The 18,748-nt window shown below is 40.3% G+C and carries 18 protein-coding genes; 16 read left to right on the top strand and 2 right to left on the bottom strand.

Going from position 1 to position 18,748, the window contains the following annotated elements:
- Window positions 1-391 precede the first annotated feature (391 nt).
- Window positions 392-1,837 carry a hypothetical protein gene (locus A142_RS08795; RefSeq protein WP_019820972.1) on the bottom strand — a complete coding sequence of 482 codons (1,446 nt, stop codon included), beginning with the start codon at window positions 1,835-1,837 and terminating at the stop codon, window positions 392-394.
- Between the two features lie 403 nt (window positions 1,838-2,240).
- Here A142_RS08795 and A142_RS08790 point away from each other — a divergent pair, with 403 nt between their 5' ends.
- Window positions 2,241-3,674 (top strand): hypothetical protein, encoded by a 1,434-nt coding sequence (locus tag A142_RS08790; RefSeq protein WP_019820970.1) that lies wholly within the window; start codon window positions 2,241-2,243, stop codon window positions 3,672-3,674.
- Window positions 3,675-3,847: 173 nt separating this feature from the next.
- Entirely contained in the window at window positions 3,848-4,567 is a 720-nt protein-coding gene (locus A142_RS08785) for a hypothetical protein (RefSeq protein WP_133149022.1), read from the top strand.
- Between the two features lie 640 nt (window positions 4,568-5,207).
- Here the strand turns inward: A142_RS08785 and A142_RS08780 are convergent.
- Window positions 5,208-6,452 (bottom strand): hypothetical protein, encoded by a 1,245-nt coding sequence (locus A142_RS08780; RefSeq protein WP_241813063.1) that lies wholly within the window; start codon window positions 6,450-6,452, stop codon window positions 5,208-5,210.
- 747 nt (window positions 6,453-7,199) lie between these two features.
- Here A142_RS08780 and A142_RS08775 point away from each other — a divergent pair.
- The 14 genes from A142_RS08775 to A142_RS08710 form a co-directional block, all read left to right on the top strand.
- Window positions 7,200-8,171 carry an EAL domain-containing protein gene (locus A142_RS08775; RefSeq protein WP_019820966.1) on the top strand — a complete coding sequence of 324 codons (972 nt, stop codon included), beginning with the start codon at window positions 7,200-7,202 and terminating at the stop codon, window positions 8,169-8,171.
- 419 nt (window positions 8,172-8,590) lie between these two features.
- Window positions 8,591-8,839 carry a hypothetical protein gene (locus A142_RS08770; protein ID WP_019820965.1) on the top strand — a complete coding sequence of 83 codons (249 nt, stop codon included), beginning with the start codon at window positions 8,591-8,593 and terminating at the stop codon, window positions 8,837-8,839.
- Window positions 8,839-9,384: a hypothetical protein gene (locus tag A142_RS08765; protein WP_019820964.1), complete on the top strand. Its 546-nt coding sequence runs from the start codon at window positions 8,839-8,841 to the stop codon at window positions 9,382-9,384. Before A142_RS08770 ends, A142_RS08765 begins: the two co-directional genes overlap by 1 nt.
- Window positions 9,371-9,853 (top strand): hypothetical protein, encoded by a 483-nt coding sequence (locus A142_RS08760; protein WP_017107241.1) that lies wholly within the window; start codon window positions 9,371-9,373, stop codon window positions 9,851-9,853. The genes A142_RS08765 and A142_RS08760 overlap by 14 nt, the downstream gene beginning before the upstream one ends.
- A gap of 25 nt (window positions 9,854-9,878) precedes the next feature.
- The gene (locus A142_RS08755) at window positions 9,879-10,367 is read left to right on the top strand and encodes a hypothetical protein (protein WP_019820963.1); all 489 of its coding nucleotides are present in this window, start codon (window positions 9,879-9,881) and stop codon (window positions 10,365-10,367) included.
- Between the two features lie 26 nt (window positions 10,368-10,393).
- The gene (locus A142_RS08750) at window positions 10,394-11,560 is read left to right on the top strand and encodes a hypothetical protein (protein WP_019820962.1); all 1,167 of its coding nucleotides are present in this window, start codon (window positions 10,394-10,396) and stop codon (window positions 11,558-11,560) included.
- Between the two features lie 8 nt (window positions 11,561-11,568).
- Complete coding sequence (locus A142_RS08745; RefSeq protein WP_019820961.1) at window positions 11,569-12,735, top strand: hypothetical protein; 1,167 nt, start codon at window positions 11,569-11,571, stop codon at window positions 12,733-12,735.
- A 131-nt stretch (window positions 12,736-12,866) separates the two neighbouring features.
- Window positions 12,867-14,345, top strand: a complete 1,479-nt coding sequence (locus A142_RS08740) for a hypothetical protein (protein ID WP_019820960.1) — start codon at window positions 12,867-12,869, stop codon at window positions 14,343-14,345.
- A gap of 14 nt (window positions 14,346-14,359) precedes the next feature.
- Window positions 14,360-15,088, top strand: a complete 729-nt coding sequence (locus A142_RS08735) for a hypothetical protein (RefSeq protein WP_019820959.1) — start codon at window positions 14,360-14,362, stop codon at window positions 15,086-15,088.
- A 35-nt stretch (window positions 15,089-15,123) separates the two neighbouring features.
- Entirely contained in the window at window positions 15,124-15,696 is a 573-nt protein-coding gene (locus A142_RS08730) for a hypothetical protein (RefSeq protein ID WP_019820958.1), read from the top strand.
- Entirely contained in the window at window positions 15,680-16,090 is a 411-nt protein-coding gene (locus A142_RS08725) for a hypothetical protein (RefSeq protein WP_019820957.1), read from the top strand. Before A142_RS08730 ends, A142_RS08725 begins: the two co-directional genes overlap by 17 nt.
- Before the next feature lie 5 nt (window positions 16,091-16,095).
- Window positions 16,096-16,668, top strand: a complete 573-nt coding sequence (locus A142_RS08720) for a hypothetical protein (RefSeq protein ID WP_019820956.1) — start codon at window positions 16,096-16,098, stop codon at window positions 16,666-16,668.
- On the top strand, window positions 16,669-16,965 hold the full coding sequence (locus tag A142_RS25130) for a hypothetical protein (RefSeq protein WP_017107231.1): 297 nt from the start codon (window positions 16,669-16,671) through the stop codon (window positions 16,963-16,965).
- Between the two features lie 160 nt (window positions 16,966-17,125).
- A partial coding sequence (locus A142_RS08710; protein WP_029405333.1) for a hypothetical protein occupies window positions 17,126-18,748 on the top strand: 1,623 nt, incomplete at its 3' end.

Here is an 18,748-nt window from a genome sequence, read left to right as displayed (position 1 = left end):
TATCTTTAAATTTAATTACGCAACAAAGCCGCTTAGAGTCGAAAGGCTTTCGACTCTAGTAACAGGATGTCTCATTAAGTTCCTGCGTGAATCGCTATGTGGCTGAATATGCTTGAAATATAAATACCACTTATGTATGTGACTTTCTTTGATAAAATTTGAGTAATTGTTCTTTTGAGGAGTTAAATGATTATTTGATTTTTTGGGAGAATAAGCGTGGTCATTGGGAGGTATGGTTGAACAAGGTTGTGTCAAATTGTAGTAACGGGGAATGAACTTATATGGGAAGGTTTTCAAGTGTTTAATTACAGCTATGCTCTAATGTAGTTAGTAAGTTTGAAAACAATAACATGACCATGATTAAGACATGTTATTGTTATTGAGTGTTGTTCTATTTAGTGTAATAAATAGTATCGCTTAAGTCATTGATATCTAAAGATAGTGATTTATGTTCTTGCTTAAGTTGGTCGACGATGTCGTTATGAACGTTTTTGTAAGATGAGATCACGTTGAAGGTCATCGGCTTAAGGTGTTTCTTTGTATGGGCTTGGACGCGGTCGTATAAATCTGACTTTTGGAGAGCGCTTTTGTTCGAAGGTACAAAGGGTTTTCCGTGACTCATTGCCTCACCAATTGGTACTACTTCATTGAATGTATGGTATCCACCATAATTCATGAATGCCGCAGCTCCAAGAGTAAGTGGCATTACTTTGTCTGTTTTTCCGTACATGGATTCGCCGGACAATATGGTAGCTGCTAATAGTATGTCACAGGTCCCACCTGATTGTGCACCTGCATATGGTTTACCTTTATAAGAGCTTTCAAGTGCATGCATACCATATGGCTGCCAGCGGTTGATTCCCGTACCATGATGGAGTTTATGACGCGTCATACCATCACTAAGTCCCAGATTTTTATAGCTTTGTGGCATTGATGCCATCTCGCTTTCAGACATCATGTATGGTCTGGTTAAGTCTTGTATAGGAGCGTTCTCACGCGGGATACCATTTATATTCTTGTTGCCGTTGAGTGCGTCTAACAGCTTATGTTGCTCTAAAGAGTTTTCATCGTTTACTTTTTGAACGACTTGGCCGAACCCCAAGCCATACTTTGCGGCATCTTCGTACTTTCCATCTACAGCTTTTAATACGCCGTTTTCATCTCTTATCATTGGCATACGTTCCGATCTGGCTCGAGTTAACGAGTCATCAAATACTTTTGTTCTCGTTTTTTGAGAAAACTCTTTGAATAAAGGGAATACATCTTTACCTAGGATTGAACTGAGAGCGTCGGAATTTTTTCTCTGATTTTTGCTAAAGTCTTTATGATCATTGCCTTCCGGTGGATTTAGTAACTGCCAAACAGTGGTGCCAAACGTACTTATGGCTTTTATCTTGGTAAGCATGCTGGCGTGATTTTTTTCACCTGTAGGGATATTCAATTCGCGGATTAGCCAATTTTTCAGCGGCTCTTTAGACTCTTTTGGTTGGCGACCAATTTGGTCGGAGTTACTGCTCATAGGAGAAAATTGCTTTTCAAACAACTCGGTAAGGGGCATTTCTTTGTTGTTGAACACAACGGTATGGTTAGTTCCGTCGCTAGATATTTTTTTTAAAACATCGGACAAACTCTTCGCATGGTTATCAATTTGCGTTCCGGCAGAAGAAGGTTGATTCAGTATATTCATACTAACTCCCGCCTCAAACATTTTTGCACTTGTTAGAACTTGCTTCTTTGCATCTGAAAGGGAAATCCCTTTAGCAGAGCTTAGTACTCGATTGGTATCTGTATTTTTAAATTCAGATACGTTTGTATTGGTTCGTTGAACGTTTAGCATGGTTAGACCTTCAAGTAGAAATTTAAGTATAACTACGTTAAGGCAAGTATTCCCAGTTCTCCAGTGATAATAGATTACTAATTACGTGAAAATTAATATTAAAGTATGAATTGAATTTTTTATGATGTTTTTTATATCGTTAATAAATCATGAGTTTTTTTGTTTTCATGTTTTTGCCAGTGCGTTCAGGGTTTTGGATGCTTAGCTGTAGAGAGGAGGAGGGGGAACAACAGAGAGGTTATCAGCGAAAAATTATGATATTTAAATGCAATTTTAGAGTGACCCTTAGTGTCATCTTTTTCTGAATGAAATTGTTTAATTTTATTTGAATTAATCTACTTGGTTGTTGTAATTGTTTGTTTTTTGATTGGTAATGACAGAGCGAATATAAGAGGAGTAATTTATGTTTAAAAGAAATATTTCACTTTTAAGTTCTACATCAGTGATGAGTAATAAAAAAGATGAATCAGAGCCAAAAGTTAAAGTAAGACAAGTCAGTAATACGATGAAGGAAGACTTTCCATTAGCCAAATCTTTCTCTAATCCCATTAGCACAGAAAGAAAACTCAGTATATCGGAGTTCCAGTCCAATCCGGTTCTGAGAGAAGCTCAAGATTCGGACTTATCGTCTCTTAACTATCCAGATCTAAGCCTGCTAAATCAGAATAAAAAAATTGAGCAGAAGCTCGGTAAAATACTTATTGATAGTGACTTAGGTAAACAACTAACACAGAAAGCTATCGATATAGGAAAAGATGGTTTTGGTGTGAATTTCGAACATATTGTGCGAGAAAATAAAGAAAGCATAGTAAAAAAAGCTTATAAAATAGGTGGGGCTAACGAGCTTTTGAAAGGTATTCTGTCACTGGACTCAGTGTTTTTGGCTTTAGAGGATTACTATTTAGATAGTGGTGTTTACGATATTAAAACATTGGCTCAGCAAGCGGCAGATCACGGACTTTCAAAGCGTGAATATTTAAGTGAGGTGAGCTGCGAACTTCACAAAACTGTTGGTGCTGAGCCATTTGGTCCTTACGATTATCTTGGGCGAAAAACAGTAGCCCAAGAGGAATTTAGTGAAGCGATGAAACAGCGACGTTCAAACTATTTTAATACTGTAACTGCTGATAATCGTGCATTTGGTGGAACATCATATCATCAGTGGTATGACGTTAACCCCAACAGAATTGATAAATGGGAAAAGCTACCTAAGAAGTGGCAAGCTAGAGTGATTAAATTATCGGGTGAGTCTGAAGAGAAGGTGAAAGCAAAGTTTGAGACTTCTCCGGAACTGAAAAGTGACTTTCTTCAAGGGATAGGGTTTTATAAAAGCACAAGTGAGTTTACCCATGACCTTATGTTAGATGAAACTGTCGATGGGATTAGGCGTCATGATGCGGGGGAAAATTCAAATATTTTGAGACGTTCTCAGAAAGGAGTCCCTGAGGTAGAACATATGGTGACATTGGCAATAGATAATAACCGACCTTTGATATCAGGCATGAGTGGTCATACAGTTAAGTTCTTGAATGCCTTTGCTAATTTACGTCATTATTACATATCGATAAGAAACAACCAATCAGCGACTGAGAAGCAGCTGATAGCAGCAACTAGAAAACTAGAAAAACTACCTACACTTAATGAAGCCAGAATTATCTGTATGGCGAATCTATTACCTCCTAAAAGTCACCACTCATATTTCGAGATCATGGCTGCGTCAGAGGGGATCTCTGACGGTGAGACAAAGCTACAGTTTAACGATATAGGAGGTTACAGTGATTTGAAAGCAGACGAATTTGGTGACAAAGTTTACAAGCGATTATTTACGAACGAGTGATAGGGGGTGAAATTCCCTGACAGAGTTGTGATTTTTTCATATTTATATCGCTTGTTATTAAAGTGGCTGGAGTCGGCGCTATGATTATACCTGCCGTATTTTTCTTAAATAACCCCATGATTTATATTTAAATATGTTAATAATTAATGATTTGTTATTTAATGGGTTTTTTTATGTATTCTACAAAAGTTTTAAAATCAACACCTTTTATCTGCCACCAATCAGATAATAAAGTGGATTCCGATTCTAATTTTAAAGTTAAAAGGGTTTATCAAAAAGTGATAGATACCGCTATAAAAAAAGGACTAGATAAATCAAAGGCTCCCCTTTCAATGAAAGGCACTACACATTATGAGACTCTTTATAATCATGTCTCTTTTTGCGGAGCTTCAGAGATTAATATTCATTTACAAAATAAAGCTATCGAAACTCAAGATGCTGACTTAATAAAAGCAAAAAAAGAGGAAATCACAGATATTTTTAAGAGGGCAACAAATATAACTTGTTTAATGAACTCCGGGGCGCTTCGTACTTATTTGGCTCGTATAATTGATAGAGATGAAAAGGTTAGAGTACTGAGTAAATCTGACCGAAATGAACTGATAGAGTCCGCCTATGAGCAGTTTGACAAGCAGATCGATCAAGTTATCTCAACTAACAACCTCAAAACACCGACTATTTCTTACATAAAAGAACTTGTAGGTATAATAGTAAAGGATGTATTTGAAAATCAAACAAAAGTGACTTTGGATGAGACGCCTAAGATAAAACTACGAGATAAGACATTAACTCAATTTATGGAACGAGAAATAGAGAAGTTGTATGAACGCCACGGGTTTATCGGAAAGCGAAGTGGACTGAGGTTTTCGGCAGACTTAGAGATGACTAAGTAAAGTGCGTGTGTACTTATCTTATCAAATATGGCATTGAATACGTATAAAGCAGATTTTTCAAGCAATGGGAATGCTTGTAAATGAAGGGCATGTCGAGTTGATATCCTAAATATAAGTGTCCTTCAATCGATGGGCCAACTTCCTGGTTTTCTCATGGTAGTTGGCTCATTGCACTCAAATTACTCAATATGGATATTTCAATGCCTCTTTAAAAATAGCGCTGGTTCCGGTTCTCAAACTCTACTTAATATTCTCACTAAAAGCCTTTCCCAAGATTCATTTATCTTGGTTTAATCCTTTATTCCAAGATCGTAACCCCCAAATATACTAATGATACTAGAATCGTTTTCGAGGTTAACTGATAATGACAAACCTAATGGTGCCTTGTAGCTTGCGTCTACATATATGGATATTCAAATGATAAAAAATTAAGCGAATTAGATGTGCGGAATGGAGATGTCAATAAGTAGGGTACTTCGAGATGAGGTATAGCACTTTCATCTGAAACTCGCTATATCCCTAAGAAATAGGGGGCCTACTTTATTGTAAGGTTCTATTTTTAGAAAAACTGCTCACTTAAATAGGTTTCGAGTAAGCAGTTTTAGCACCGTTTAAGTCTAAATCGTGCTATTTACGGTGATTATAGATTCCCCTTTTTTAGCAGTGCAAGCTCGGCTTTTAAACGCTGGTTCTCTTCGTTGATGGATTGATAGGTAAATTCTTTAAAGCCCGTAGGTAATCTTTGTTTAAGAAAGTCAGTAATGCTCTCTTCTAGCTTTTCTGGGTTTTGAATTGCTTGGCGAAACTCTGATTCGAGTTTATGGGCCGCTGATTTATCTAGATTAGCTAGAAATCCACTAAAAGTATCGATGTTCTTGAAAGAGCCAGTGACTTGGCTCTGATAATCTTTGCTCAATAAGTCGGTACGAGTTGAATCGTTGATCAGGGCTAAACTAGCTTGTTGAGCTTTAGCGAATACCTCACTTGTTTTTTCGGTCGTTGATGCAACAGATCCATTGTCATAACGCTTTCTTGATGTAATCGATAGCTGTTTCTGCATTTTACTTAGGCCCTCTCTTACCGTTAACCATTGCGAAGGGGATGAATTTGCGTTGCTCATCTCATCACCTTTCGTCATCTCTTCATCTATGTTTACTGGTTGGTAGTTTCCGGCGATGACATCCGATTTCTTAAACATCGAATGGCTGAATAGCGGGGCTGATTCGGTATCTTTGGTATAAGGTTTAATTACATTGAAAAATGACTGGCAGTAGTCTGGCATTTTATCGATGTGAGCCTGCGTCACTTGATCTGCTTGCAGATCACCAATGTTATTATTCAGCTGCCCTAGAACATCTAGATCTACTGAATGGATGATTGCCTGGCTAATGAATTTTGCTACTAGGTCTTTATCGTCATTGGTTAAGGTTTGATACTGGCTTAATACGTTCTCTGGCTCTTCGAAGATGAGTTTCTGGCCTTGAGATAATTCTGGGTTACTCTTTACTGGCTGGTTTGTATTGGCCCCCTGATTAAGTGCTTTTAAGCCTTTGGTTCCGCCAAACTGTCGAATCTGCTCGAACATTTTGCTTGAATCTGTGGGAGATGTAGAAGTGGGTATCGCTTTACCGGAAAACGAAGCTGGCGGCGGCGGAGGGGGGGGCGGTGGTGGTGCAGCTTGGGTGGTTTGCTGTTTGTCTTGTAAGCTGTCAATACTAGGTAAACTCTTTCCCGTTTTTAGTGGAACTGTATTTGCTAAATGCTGTGATGTTGATGCTGTTTGAGCCGGTACCGCCATTTCCGTCTTACCGCTGCTTTGTTTTTTTTGTAATCCATTTCGACCACGAAAAGCCTGAATTTCTTTAAGTAGATTCGTTCTCGGCATCTCCATAGTCCCTTGAGCCTTGTGACTGTCCATCTTTAATTGTGAAGTTGATTCTGGGCTTTTAGATGTGAGTTGTTGTGCTGATGAATTGGAATCAGTTGTTTGTCTTACGAAGGAAGCTTCTTGTTGATTTAGTAGCCTATCCAGTTGGAGCGTTAATCTTGATATGTCCTCCTTTTTGACCTGAGCTTGACTGTACAGGCTCGTAATTGTATTGATGAGATTCATTACGTCTCGCTCAGGCACGGAGCTTATTTGTTTAACGCTAAGAGAGTCATTGCTTTGTCTATTCGGTTGTTTAGAGCTTTCGAGGGTATTGGGTTGTGGTGTTAGATTCAGAATATTAGAACGCATGTTTTAGTACCATAGTTGATAGTCACATCGCTCAATATCTTCTCTACTAGCGGTCAAATCGAGAGATTATTTGTGAAATATTCATCACAAGAATCCATCCCATAAAGTACGAAATATAAGATGGATCTATTTTTAGTTTCCTGTCTGATTAATAGAGTTGAAGTGGTAATTTTTTTTCAAAAATAATCTAGTCTTATCTCTTTGAGAGTCTTGCACTTAGTGATAAAAGTGATGAATGCAGCGATGAAGATTAAGAGCGAGTAGAGCGTTTAAAAACGTAACGTTACTTCATGGTCCGAGTGGTTACATTCTGAAGACATAAAAACCTAATCATCATTAATAATTATAAGTTAATTTTTAACCATAATTGTAATAACACTAAATTGAGACTATATGACTTTACTTCTAGAGATGAGACAGTTCTTTGTATATGAAATTGTATTTGTTGGCTTAGTATATACGGTTGTTTTATTGGTGGTGATGTTGCCATATGTTCGATTTATATCGAAAATTAGTGATCGAAGAGAGAGTTTCGTTTTAGATATGAAAGAAGGGTTGAACAAGAAAGAATTTTTTATTGTCTATCAACCCATTGTCAATGGATATGGCCGAAATATTGAAAGCCTAGAAGCTTTGATTCGTTGGAAGCACCCAACACTAGGTATGATCTCACCAGATGAATTTATCCCTTTGGCTGAAGAAAGAGGAATCATTAATGACCTTACTGACTATGTTTTAGAATTAACCTTGGAAGAATTGCAGCGGTCTAATACACTGTCGATCTTATCTCTTGGTGTGAATATCCCGCCATCATATTTAGGTAGTGTTGAGAGAGTAAAAAAACTCAAGCATTACACAGAACAGTTTAGAAAGCTTGGTATTGGTCTTATTGCTGAAATTACAGAGCGTCAAGCTCTTGAGCCTGAAGGAGTAGCGTCTATCGATCTACTTAGAGATTATGGTCTTAAGTTTGCTGTTGACGATTTTGGTACTGGACATACATCTTTATCAATGATTCAGAATATAGAATTTGACTATTTAAAAATAGATAAATGCTTCATTGATAAAGTAGGTTTGAAAACTACCAATCCTGCCGTGTTAAATATGATCATTGAGTTAGGCGATCGTTTAGGTGTAATTACTGTAGCTGAAGGGGTCGAAACAAAAGAGCAAGCCGACTATTTAGTCAGGAGTGGTGTAAATAAACTACAAGGTTATTACTTCTCTAAGCCTTTGCCTTTAAATGAAATTGAAATGATTTCGTCATCTAATTTTTATTCCCAATCGCCTTCGAAAACAAGTAGACTCGGATTGAAACCACCAGCCCTTAACTCACTTCTAACCTCAGATCTTATCGATAGATAGAAAAATAACAAAGATCATAGGTTGCGATTGACCTTTGGTCCAAACGATAGCCTTAACCGTTTTAATTCGCTTACATGTGTAATTTCACCTTTTACCATCTAAATTCAGGCTTATTTTTCGAGTATATATTAAGCAATATAAGTTCAAATTCATCCCTAATACCTACATGTAAAGCATTTTTAGCCTAGGGTAGAGAAGGCGTCACTAGGTGAGCGCTATTGGCCTTTAGATAAATTCACAAATATTCAGCGGTGAGTGGTGTGATTTATCTAGTTAGTCTTAAATTTATGATTGTAAATTTTAAATGAATTTGTTTTTCATAATGATTCAAAATAACCCATTAGCGTTTTTTTAAAGAGTTATTAATATCTAAATCAAATCAATCTTATCTTTTAAACCTATTGCTCGTAGGAGTTGATATGCCCGGCTTAACGATCGAAAACATTCAGCCTTCCGTTATGGAAGATACTTTTAATAATATCGGAGAGGGTTTTCAGGAGATTCTTGACAATCTCGACCGTATTAATGCAGGAGGTCAAACTATCACTGTTCAAGATACGCTCGCTCTGCAACAGTCTGTATTTCACTACAGTATGTATCAAGAAACTGTAACAAAAATTGCTTCTAAGTCAGCAAATGCAATTAATGAAGTGATGAAGGCACAGTAATGAAAAAACTGTGGTGTTTGTTATTGATCATACTGACCGGGTGTAATGAACAGGGCTCAGCCCAAATTGCTAGTTTTGAATCCGCTGATATTGCCAATAAGGTTGTTGTCTTATTAGGCCAACAACAATTACCAGCAACATTAGAGAGAAACAAGGAAAGTTATCTAGTTTACGTGGACAAGCCTAACGAACCTAAGGCGCGAGAATTACTGAGTCAGTTTAATTTCTATTTTCAGCGTGAAGATCTCAACGATTTGCTCGAATCAAAGTTTGCTAGCTTGAGTAAATTAGAGGTAGTAAAAAGCAATTTACTTGAAAGCCGTGAAATCTATAACAAGCTGAGCGTGATTCCTAATGTTTTACGAGCGAGTGTAGTAGTGAGCGGAGAGAAAAACAAACGAGTATCGGTGCTAATCATGAGTTTACAAGAAATGGATTCTAATAAGAAAAGTAATATCGAACGATTTCTTAAAGGATTAGTGGCTGAGCAAGATACATTGACTATAAGTTACTTTGTACAAATGGCGGGTAATGAAAACGTATAAAAAGCGTCATCAGAAGCTGCTGCATTATTGCCTAACTCAACGTTTACTTTGTCCAGCCTCTTTTTCTGTTTTGACTAACTTAACGGACAAGGATAGTCAGCGATGTCTATCAAGTAATCTTGGCGAGGTTAGAAAAGTCGTGGCGACTCTGGGGTTACTAATTGAATACCAAAAGCATCGCCAGAATAGGGAAGGTTGGTCGTTGGTACAAGTTCGAAAATTACTAGGACAGAATTTGTACCTTTGGTCTGATGCCGTTGGCATTCAGCATATCCCACAAGAATTAAGCAACCAGCAACTCGGCTTAATGATGCTCGCCCAATACGATAACCGCCTGGCTGTGGTGTGGTCGATACGTTTAAGAGTCGATCTCCCATCACAACCCTTAACTATCACGAGCACCTATCGGCTATGTGATGTTGTTAATCAAGTCTTGGCCCCATTATTTGATAAACCGGAAGTAGATTGATGTATTCAAGCAGGATTGAAAAAAAGTGAAAAATAAAAAGATTGAATTTGGAAAAGCGGGAGATGAATTCTTTTCATTGCTCGACGGGAAAATGGTTGAGCATGAGTTGGCCAAATTGCGAAAATCAAAGAAAATCACAACAACTCAATTAAAGTCTGTCTTTGAATTGGGTGTTGAGTTTTATAATAAGTTCCAGTTTAAAGAAGCGGAAATAATATTTTCTGCCTACTGCGCATTAAATCCTTATGACCATCGTGGGCCCGGTTGTTTAGCTGCTATTTATTTGGAAAAGGGGCAGTTCAAAAAAGCTTTGGATGTATTAAGTGTCTTGAAGACATACCCGACTAATGATTTGGATGAAACCATCCTTAATATTTCTCTCTGTCATTACAAGTTGAAAGAATATATTCAGTCGGCTGCAACTCTGATTATCGTTAAATCAGATCACCTTAACGAATTTTATTCACAGCGTTTCGAGTATTTACAGAAACAGTTAAAACCCTATTTGTCTTAATTGCTAATTATGCCGAGGAATGGACAGTGATTACAAGTACCACCAATAGTCTCTCTAATTTAGACCACATTGACGATGAACTCTCTCCAGAGAAATTGGCACAATCCGTCGCTCAGATAGAATTAATCAATAAAGCGGAGGCTGAGCTTAATAAAGCCGATGTCAGTATCGCGACCTTGGTAAAACAGCCTGCCAGCGCTGAAACATTAGCCATGATCGCTGCTCAACAAAAGCAAGTGGTCATGGCTATGGTTGGTGGTAACCCTGAACAGGCAATTGCAATGGCATTGGCACAGAGTATTGAGAAATACGGCAAGCAATTGTCGGTTATACAAGGCTGGACCAATGGAGGACTGGCTATGTTTGAGAGTGCGATGGCAGTGATGTTTGACGGTATAAAAACAAGCGGTGAAACATCTGGTTATGCCTTAGAAGATTTATTCCAGCTCGCGATCATGGACTTCATGTCCCACGGTTATGGCCCTGCAATGGACGAGCAGATGAGGCATTTCTTAGAAAGTACTGGATCAGGTTCTCATGGCTATCATGAAAGCTGGGATGGCGCCGCGTTTGCCAATAATTGTCAGAATGTTTTCAACTATATGATGAACAACGCGCCACAAGACAGCCTCTGTCACGATATTTTGATTTACATGAATGACAACTGTGGTGGGGTCTCTGCTTTACAAAGCCAGTACAGAAACAACTTCAACAATACTGGTGGGTTTGTTTGTGATTCTGGATATCCAAGCAGTGCAGGGCTCTCTCCGATGTTACGAATGGCTCTTATGGCTGGCTATCTCACGACCAATCCAAAGGTTGAACAATCGACGATAGAAATGTTTCTTACGGCTCCTATCGGTACATTGGATGTCTTTATTCAAACCAATACTAGTTATGCGTCGGCGATTGATTATATTTTCGAGAATGACGGTTACCAGAATGACCCTGCCCATGATGGCTGGAGAGAAGTGACACAAAATGGACACCAGGTTATCGACTGGGAAGGGCGAGGTCTAGGTTCAGAATATTTTGAGCATATGTACAACGACTTTCCTCCAAGAGAATTAACCGATGAAGACGTTGAAGAGATCAACAGAATCGGTGATCAGGTCAAAATGCTCCAGCAGACCCTCAAATACTGGCTTTCAATATGCCGTGATGAACAAATGGCGATTGCGCGCAATATATAGGTAATACGATGAATGTTAGTAACCTAAGTGGTATTTCGATACCAAATTCTTCTCCAGACAAGACGATAGTTACGCAAGATATTGAAGCTCGACTTGCGGCGATTGATAACGCGCAAGCGAAGTTGAACCAAACCGACACCGCTATCTTGGAGTCCGATATGCAGCCAGCCAGCGCTGAAACATTAGCGATGATCGCTGCTCAACAAAAGCAAGTGGTTGTTACCATGGTCAGTGGTAATCCCGAACAGGCGATTGCTATTGCGCTTGCACAGAGTATAGAGGCGTACAGTGCACGCCTTGAAGCTATTGATCAACAGACAAAGGGACTTGGAGCGTTCTCAGATGCGATGGAGATTATGTGGAAAGATATTTCACAGACTTCCCCTCTCACGGGAACGGCTCTAGAAGATGCTTTCCAATTGGTTCTAATGGATGTGTTGATACACTCTGAAGACTATCCGAGTTTGACTTCAGACGATTTTGAAACAATCCAGCGCTTTCTTGAATGTAGTGGTTCTGGCATGCATGGATCTCATGAGGGCTACGATCAAGATGAGTTTGCTCGTGATGTCACTAGCCTCTTTAACAAAATATATCTAAATGCTCCGGAGGGGAGTCTAGCTAGGAGTATTGTTGATTCACTAGATGCCGACTCTAATTGCCCTCAGGCGCTCGTTGAACAGTTCAACAATGGGTGGGGAAACTTAGATGGATGGAAATATGACTGGGAGAATGGTGTCGGTGATGTGTCACCTATTTTGCGTATGGCAATATTATCCAGCCTACTGGGAGACCCGTCTATAGAACTCAGTTCTGAAGAATACAACATGATTTTGACCGGCAGCCTATCGGATATTGATGGCTATATGCAGGTTCATTTCCAGATGAATACCATTGGTTACATTAATTCAGATCATCTCCAAGGGTGGAACTTCCATTGGGAGGAAAACGAGTCGACTGGGACTGGTTATGGAATGAACTTTTGGTCGTCAGAAGGGGTAACTTTTGATTATTTTGAAGATTTGGCAGAACAACTGCCCTCTCGACCGTTAACCGACGAAGAAATCGAGGAAATCAATCGTATCGGCGACCAGGTCAAAATGCTTCAGCAAACTCTTAAATACTGGCTTTCAATATGCCGTGATGAACAAATGGCGATTGCACGCAATATTTGATTGTCTTACAACGCCAGCTAAAGAACAGCATAAAAGGACATGATATTGCTGGGGACATGTCGCTCGTCCATCGAGAGTAGAGCAAGCCTGAGGGATGCTTATTCCCGGCCTAATACATGAAGGGAAAATACATGAGTACATTCATGAATACCATCTCAGCTCCGGCCTATGTCAGTGCTGTAGAGGATCAAAGCAAGAGTGAGCAGAGCACGTCTGCTCAAAGCTCTGCTGTGGAGTCGGCCTCGCCGAACCAGCCACTTCCTGGTAGTTCTGTTTCACTTAGCGCTTTGTGGCGTTTGGTTGAAGCACAGATGAAAGAAGTCGCGAATGCCGTTTCAGGTACGGGCAAAGAAAACTCAGAAGCAAAGAAATCACTGATTGAAGTGCAGAAAGAGTCTCAGATTAGCCAACTGAAAGATCGTGAAAGCCAAATCGAAGAACAGAAAAAAGCAGACAAGAAACAAAGCTTTTGGGGCAAGTTGGGTATGGCGCTTGGTTTTATCGCTGCGATTGTGATTGCACCGTTTAACCCAGTGATGTCGGCAATTATGATTGGAACCATGGTTGCGGCGATTGTTATTCCTAAGATCGCAGATGAAATAATGAAAGCGGCAGGTGTTCCTGAGGAAACTCGGGAAAAAGTTAAAATGGGGTTGGAGATCGGCATTGGTCTTGTCGGTATGCTGCTTAGCTTTAACCCTGCTCAGTTGGTGAAAAACATAGCCAAAACAGCGGCAACTGCGGCAGCAAAAGCTGCCAGTGTGGTTGACCGTGCTGTTGATGCAATGATGAGCTTACGTAGTATTTTAGCCAATATGAACCCAGCTAAATTGGCTGCTCTACTGGGGAAATCTGCCGCAAACGGTGCGACTAAAGCGACTAAGTTATTAGATACCGCAGTTGATGCACTCAAAGCATTTAAAACGACATTGGTTAATACGACCAAACAAGCTCTGCAAAAAGCGGCTGATACGGTGACAAAAGTCATGAATCAAGCACTTGAAGCTCTTAACCAATTGAAAGCGAGTTTTATTAAAGCACTAGACACGGCATCTAATGCTGTTAAATCGGTGGGTACGGCGCTGAAAGAGCAGTTAGCTAGTCTAACCAAAGCGGTCGATAAAGTTTCGTCTGTAATGGACGACTTTGCTGCTAGTGTGAAAAACCTTAACCCAGCCAATATGTTAAATAAGTTGTCCGAAATTACTGACAAAATGTCTGACATGCTCAACACCATAAAGGCCATGCGACCAAGTCAACTTCTCAATAAAGCCAAACAGATGTTGGATGATGTGGTTGAATCACTTAAAGACTTGATGACCAATAGTGAGAAAGCTTCACTTCGAGCTACGCGGGTAAACCAAGTGGTGGAAGTAAGTTCGAATGCGACTTCTGTCGTTAGTACCGGTTATGGCGTGAAATCTGCTGATATCTCGAAAGATTTAGAGGTTGCTCAAGCTAAACAAGAAGAGCTAGAAACTCGCATTCAGCAAATATTAACCATGCTTTCTCAGGCGATGCGCACCGTGACTCATGCGTTTGAGTCTCTTTACAAAACCAACAGTGATCATCGTGAATTTAATGACAAGATGATTTCGATCACTATGTAATCCGGAGAAATAATATGACAACTGTAATGATGAATACAATGCCTTCGGATTTCACCTTGAAAGAAGGTAAGAACACAACAAACAGCCCAGAGATCAATGAGAAAGAGTGGAATAGCTTCTCTAGTTCATTAGATAAAGCCAATTCAGGCACTGTTTCGATGAGCGACCTTTTGGCTTTGCTAGCCGAGATTATTGAATCGTCTCAGCGCTTACGTGCTCAGGTGATGCAAAACCGTATTACTGAAGCTGTCGCGACTAGTGATCTAGCTGTGAAAATTGCCGGAGATAAGTGTGGTGATGCACAGCGTAAGTTTGGTATTACACTGGTTGCCTCAGTTGCAACGATGGCATTATCCACGGCAGCAACTGTGCGAATGGGGCAAACTAAAACCCTTCAAGATAAACATGTTGTTGATATGACCAATGGCAAGTCAACTTCAGTGAAATCATTAGATTCGAATACCGTTAATGATTTTAGTGCTCGTTTACAAGAGGGGCGTACTGGTAAGTATCGTGCGGTATCTCAAATGAGTGAGATGGGCGGTAGCATGGTAGGCAATGTCAATGAGATGCAGAATGCTGCACAAGTGAGAACTCAAGAAGAGAGCCAAGCCACTAAAGATCTGAAAGAGAAGTTCGATGGTCAACTGGATCAATACATTCAAGACTTAACTCAAGAGGCGGTCAAATTGAATGAAATACTTGATTCCGTGGCCCGAGCGAGTCTGGTAACAAACCGATAAGGAGCAAGAGCGGGCTCGCCCGCTCTTTTTAGCCTATGCGAAGTGTCTCATTTTCGATGCCACAAAAAGCTGAGCGTGTTTCTGACATCACTCCGACAAAACAAACTCGGGAAGAGAGTCAGACGAAGCGTGTCCGAGATGTTAAGCAAGCTGATAAACGGGCAAAAAAACAGCATCGCCTTTTTCGTATTAGACGTAAGCCGATGACACCTCAGCAGCAGCGGCAATTTTCAAAAATGCTGAACAGTTATCAACTTAAAGCCTTAAGAGATTGGCATGGGTTCACGCAAGGATTACCCGAAAAACAATCGCTTAACGAGGCGCAGCTATTTATTTTACAGGCTGCCAATCAATGTCAGCATCTTTATCCTTCCTCTATTCGCAAAAAAATGACTCAGTATTTGGAGTCATTAGGTGCGTTGGCCGAGGGAATGGACGCAGACAGTGAAGTACTGCAACAGTTGGTAGCTTATGAGCATTATCTGGAAGGGTTACTTTCAATGTTAGTACTCTGTCGGAAGTATGACGATCGTGAGCGTAGGTACCAACAAAAACCACAAAATTTGAATGATTCTAACGGAGATCTTAACGATGACCAGTCCTTCTAGAATTGCCCATTGCGACATCCAAAATAGCGGACTGGATCCTTATGAAATGATCAAAAACAAGTCACAACGACTGAGTTGGAATCGGCTGTCTGATACTGATATCTATCTTGATAAAAAGGCGGTGATTGAGTGGTTTGAACGTTTACGTCACTACTCAGAGCCGACGGTCAAAGCCATTGTTGTTGACGGAGTACTGGAAAATGAATTCCACAATATCACTTTTATTTTACGACTAGTACAGGAGCACGACTTTAGCACTATGACATCTAAAGATACTTATCAATTATTGTATGATTTTGTGTGCCAAACACCTCAAGGAATTAGAGATTGGGTGGATGAAAAGGATTATTTGATGAGCCGCGATGTATTAGCCCTACTTTCTCGAAATCGGTAAAACCTATGAATCATGACATCATATCTTTAAAGCCTTACCGCCAACTTAGCAGTACTGTGGCGGCGCAGATTAATGCGGTCGCAGGGCATTGTTTTGACAACCAAGCCATTCATCTTGATTTTGGTCAACTGGTATTAACCCCGAAATTTGTTGATGAGTTAGTCGAAATAACCCTAACTCATTTAGGTATCGAAGGCACAGGGTATGTGAGAGTCAAAGACATTGAGCGTTTGCTTGGGCTAGAAATAAAACACCTTGAAAAAGAATATCTTGAATATCTTATATCAATGAATCTTGCCAAAGAAGGAGTGCAATATGTACGCTTCATTGATAAAGAAAATCAGGTTGCTCTCCCCTCTCTTATGACCTGTATCTTTAAGTGTAGTCGTATCAGAACAACCATGTATTTGGTTGCCGAATTGCTCGATCTTGACACTGAATATTTACAGCCTAAGCCACAACGTTTACCCGCAGATCTTAAGTTATCGGTTAGCTGGGCTCCATTTGAAACATACTTAAGCTGTGATGAATTAACCACGTTGTCTTCTGAAGATGTGGTTCTGGTGTACCCCAAATAAATGCAATTCACGTTAAATCCAATCGAGCAATTTTTGCTCAATCTCGAGCAAAGTGAACGGACGGTATTTAGTGAGTATCCCGACTATCTTATTTATCCCATTCTGCCGTTTTTTCAGCTCGTTCATGTTTGCAATACGGAACAGGTGATTGAACTGCTGAACCAGTTTGAATCGGTATTAGGTGGTTACTTGATACGGGTTGACGGTTACTTAGCGTTTACTTGTCCTGAGTTTAGTGTCCGCGAAGATGATCTTCGTCGTTTGACTCTTCAATTGTTAGAAATAATGAGGTTCTAATATGTTATCCCCCACTTCCTCTGTTGGCCGTCTTGTTGTCGAGCCCTCCTCCAATACCGATGAAAGTCGGCCTGATAGTTTAAGAGGAGATAGGTCTCTGATAGCGTCAGTTAGCCCTCGACAGACGACTGTGCCTAGTGATGAAAGTCCAGACCGACTAATGGTCGCAACGTCAGCGTTTGCTTCTGATAGTTCAGAAGCTGAGGAAAGCGAAGCTGAGCAAAAAATATCCTGTAAAAAAAGTAGCAACAATAAAAAAAAGGTCGAGAGGAAATCCAATCGATATCATGACAAGACTAAAGCGAAAGCTCACCTTGGTGCCTGTGTGACAGGAGGCATTGCAATGGGGGTGTTAGCTGGGCCTATTGGTTTGGTGTTTGCTGCGGTTTACATTAATGCTATGTGTGTGACCATGTATGGTGGCAGCCAATTTGTCACTGGAGATAAAAAGGAGAATAAAAAGCCTGAAGAAGAGTTGCCGCAGGAGAACACATCGCCTCATCCGACAGCTAACAGCGATCCTTTAAGGCCAGAACCCGCATCACAACCAGAGCAAGATGATGGTAAAGGTGAGGGAGAGGCCGACCGCAGCTACTATAATAAAGTTAATAGTGATAATTTCACCTTTGCTCCAGTGATCTCCTCCGGAGATAACATCACCATCAATGGTAACATCTATCTCTACCCTGGTGCGGATTATCAACCCATGCCCAACGCAGATCACACGTCGAAAAATGCAGCGACGCAAACCTCGGAACAAGCTTCAGAAACTTTAGTTCAAGAGCAAGACCGGTCTGTTTTCGTTACTAACATAACCCAAGTACCATCACCTAGCATTGAACAGACCGGGGCCCTAGATGAAACCGTGAAACAAATTTTGGTTGACCCTTCCGCTAACAGTCAACTGTTTCATTGTACATTCAGTGATGGGATGAACGCTTATTTACGTGCAGACCCGCACCTTATTACTCCGACTAAGGTAGCGACTCATCAACAGCATATTCACCAACAGCAGGTTGGGACACCTTCTTCACCTCCGACCGGTTTTCTAGGTTGGGTTAAAAACGGAAAAAATGATAGTTGGATACAGACGAATCAGTTTACCCCTGTACAAACCAATGAAGGTCCGATTAGAGGCAAGAATTACGAAGCCGATGCAGGCCTGAACCTCAGCAGTGGTGAGCGCTCGCATAATGCTCCTCCTGTGTCACTTTCGTCAAATCAAGGTAATCAGGATCCTTTGGATGATGACGACTCTACAGCATTAAAGTTTACAACTGAAAAGGTTAGGACGGCTGAGCTGAAATATCGTAACGACGCTCAGCTTTCTACAATTTCATCTCGACCGATGGAAGAGACACATTCGGTAGGTTCTGGAAATTCAGGTTTGAGTGAGCAACATAGTTCAGAAAAACCTGAAAATGAACCAGCGCTTGGCAAGCTGCCAGAAACAGAAAAGCATCATTTATATAAAGAAGAAAATCTTGTTACATCGGATAGGATCTTAACTGGTTTAGATAGTTCTGCGACAACCGGTTATCTAGGCTGGGTTAAAGGTGAAGATAATAGCGGTTGGAAACAAACGAATCAGTTTACTCCTGTGCAAACCACTGAAGGTCCGGTTAGAGGTAAGAACTACGAAGCCGATGAGGGTTCGAGTATCAACAGTAGTGAGCGATTACATAACGCTCCTTCTGTGTCACTTTCGTCAAATCAAGGCTCTACGGAGCCTTTGAGCGATGACGACTCTATTGAATTACAGTCGACTACTAATGAAGTCAAG

Source organism: Vibrio splendidus 12E03 (assembly GCF_000272105.2).
GTDB classification, from domain to species: Bacteria; Pseudomonadota; Gammaproteobacteria; order Enterobacterales; family Vibrionaceae; genus Vibrio; species Vibrio splendidus_I.
This window is presented reverse-complemented; position numbering and strand designations above follow the sequence as displayed.